Source organism: Clostridium luticellarii (assembly GCF_002995845.1).
Classification (GTDB): domain Bacteria; phylum Bacillota; class Clostridia; order Clostridiales; family Clostridiaceae; genus Clostridium_B; species Clostridium_B luticellarii.
The window spans coordinates 1-2,498 of record NZ_PVXP01000135.1; the positions used below are offsets into that span (position 1 = coordinate 1).

The 2,498-nt window shown below is 33.2% G+C and carries 4 protein-coding genes; 3 read left to right on the top strand and 1 reads right to left on the bottom strand.

The annotated features are described in order from the left end of the window. Nucleotides 1-131: 131 nt before the first annotated feature. The 3 genes from CLLU_RS18305 (at nucleotide 132) to CLLU_RS18315 (ending at nucleotide 2,144) form a co-directional block, all read left to right on the top strand. Nucleotides 132-671, top strand: coding sequence for a nitroreductase family protein (locus CLLU_RS18305; RefSeq protein WP_106011189.1), 540 nt, complete (start codon nucleotides 132-134; stop codon nucleotides 669-671). A gap of 86 nt (nucleotides 672-757) precedes the next feature. Then, the gene (locus tag CLLU_RS18310) at nucleotides 758-1,270 is read left to right on the top strand and encodes a DUF2284 domain-containing protein (RefSeq protein WP_106011190.1); all 513 of its coding nucleotides are present in this window, start codon (nucleotides 758-760) and stop codon (nucleotides 1,268-1,270) included. A gap of 379 nt (nucleotides 1,271-1,649) precedes the next feature. After that, nucleotides 1,650-2,144 carry a GNAT family N-acetyltransferase gene (locus CLLU_RS18315; RefSeq protein WP_106011191.1) on the top strand — a complete coding sequence of 165 codons (495 nt, stop codon included), beginning with the start codon at nucleotides 1,650-1,652 and terminating at the stop codon, nucleotides 2,142-2,144. 190 nt (nucleotides 2,145-2,334) lie between these two features. Here CLLU_RS18315 and CLLU_RS19405 read toward each other — a convergent pair whose 3' ends face one another. After that, complete coding sequence (locus CLLU_RS19405) at nucleotides 2,335-2,457, bottom strand: hypothetical protein (protein ID WP_273336385.1); 123 nt, start codon at nucleotides 2,455-2,457, stop codon at nucleotides 2,335-2,337. Nucleotides 2,458-2,498: the final 41 nt, after the last annotated feature.

Genomic DNA, 2,498 nt, shown 5'->3' on the forward strand with positions numbered 1-2,498 from the left:
ATATTAAATAGGGTATAGTTATCAACAAAATAATTTTACAAAGATCTGTAAATTGGTATAATATAAATTAACAATTACAATTTATGGTTAGTAGGAAGAGTTAATTATTAAAATTAGGAGTGTGATTAAAATTGATGGAGGAAATTAAAGAGCGAAGGAGTATAAGAAAGTATAAAAATAAAACTATTGAAAGGGACAAGATAATTCAATTACTTGAAAGTGCCAGGACTGCACCATCGGGAGACAATACCCAGCCGTGGAATTTTATATTAGTTCAATCGGAAGATATGAAAAAAAAGGTATCAAAAGCTTGTCATAATCAACAGTGGATGAATACTGCCTCTCTTCTCATAGTATGTGTTGGAGATTTGAATTCAAGAATAAAGGGGACAGATACTTTGACTATAGATGAGCACAGCTCTGAGGAAGAGGTCAAGCAGATAATTAGGGATACTGCAATTGCAGCGGAACATATTGTGCTCCAAGCGGAAAATCTAGGCTTGGGAACCTGCTGGATTGCGTGGTTTAAGCAAAATGATATAAGACCTGTTTTGAATGTGCCGGAAGATAAATATGTGATATCTGTGATTACAGTCGGATATGCTGACGAAACACCTGCTCCCAGACCGAGAAGAAAATTGGAGGATATGGTCCATTACGAAAAATGGTAAAATGGTTAATACTAAGATAAAATTTGGTGTATAATGATTTAAGGTGGTTTATAAAGTAATTATTTGATTTGGGGGGGGAATTTGAAATGGAGAATGATTTCGGAAGGTATATTGAAAAGGCAAAGGAACTTGGAGCATATGATGCTAAGATAATTGATACAGATACTATAGAAACAGGTGCATGGACAATAATGAAATGTAAATTTGGATGCAAAAATTATAACAAGAGCAACTGTTGTCCGCCTAAGGCTCCTTCTTATAAGGAGACACAGCAGGTGGTTGATTGTTATGACAAGGCCCTTCTCATACAGTGCAGGAAAGATTTGGGCTCAACTACTAAAATTGCCGTTGAAATGGAGAGAAACATTTTTCTATCCGGAAATTATAAGGCATTTGCCTTTGGAGCAGGTCCCTGTAAATTGTGTGAAGAATGTGATATAGGTAATTGCAGACACCCAGATGAGGCAAGACCGTCTATGGAAGCCTGCGGCATAGATGTATTCGCCACAATAAAGGCAAATGGATTCCCGATAGGTGTATTAAAGGAAAAAAACGGTGATGAGCAAATGAACTGTTACGGCATGGTGCTGATTGGCTAATGCATATATTAAAATTTCACTGTCAAATTGCAAAATTGAGTTACATAAATGTAGATTTTATCTTTCAATTGGAGTATAATATTCTTAATTGGAAAAATAATTGTATTTTTGGTACATGCTAAAATTGATTTTTATTCAAAATTTAAGAGTGTTGTTAGCAGCATAAATACGGCATCTATCTTAATTATATTGAATATAAATTGAAGCCCGCTTTTTAATTTCATTCCCCTAACTGATGGAATTATCTAGTGGGTTTCAAAATTTTTTGTTTTCAGCTTGGGTTGATAATTTAATAGAAATAGTAGTATTATTATATCAAGACATCATGAATCACATTGATTATGCTTGTGAATATATAAGATAAAAAGGGGCTATCAGTATGTATACTTTTAAAGAGAAAAATCACGAAATTAAATTTAAATTGGCAAAAGAAAAGTATGAATTGGAAGAAGTAAAAAAACTATTTTTGGATTATGCAGATTCCTTGAATATAGATCTTGATTTTCAAGGTTTCCAAACAGAGGTGAATACATTGCCTGGAAAATACAGCTCACCAGACGGTATAATTGTACTAGCCTTGGTAGATGGTAAAAGTACAGGGTGTATAGCTCTCAGAAAAATATCCGGAGATATCTGTGAAATGAAAAGATTTTATGTACGTGACAATTACAGAGGTCTTGGCATAGGGAGAAAACTTATAGATATATCAGTTGAAAAGGCCAGGAGTATGAATTACAAGTATATAAGGCTTGATACGCTTACAACTATGAAAAGTGCACAGTACCTGTATTCATCCTCAGGTTTTTATGATATTCCAGCTTATACCTACAATCCACTTAAAGATGCAAGATTTATGGAGCTGAAGCTGGAATGACAGTTTAGTTAAATGAAAATTGATTTTTATGTAAAATCCTATAAAAATACCACTTTTGGTTTCCTCCAGAATATAGGAGGAACAGTGGGAGATTTATAGGTTATTTTTATTACAAATTCCTGAAAGAAAAATATGGGTTAAGAAAGGAACATACCAAGAATTAACTGACGGGAATTGAAAAACAGGCTTTTTAATTTAAATGTTTTTTGTTTTGCTTATGGGGTTGGATGTTTTTTTCAATTATATCCAAGGACTCACACAGACATTCTTCCATAACATCAGGTGTTATCAGTACCGACTTATTATCTTTCATAGTATCACCTCCTATTAATTTAATATTATATATCTTAAAAA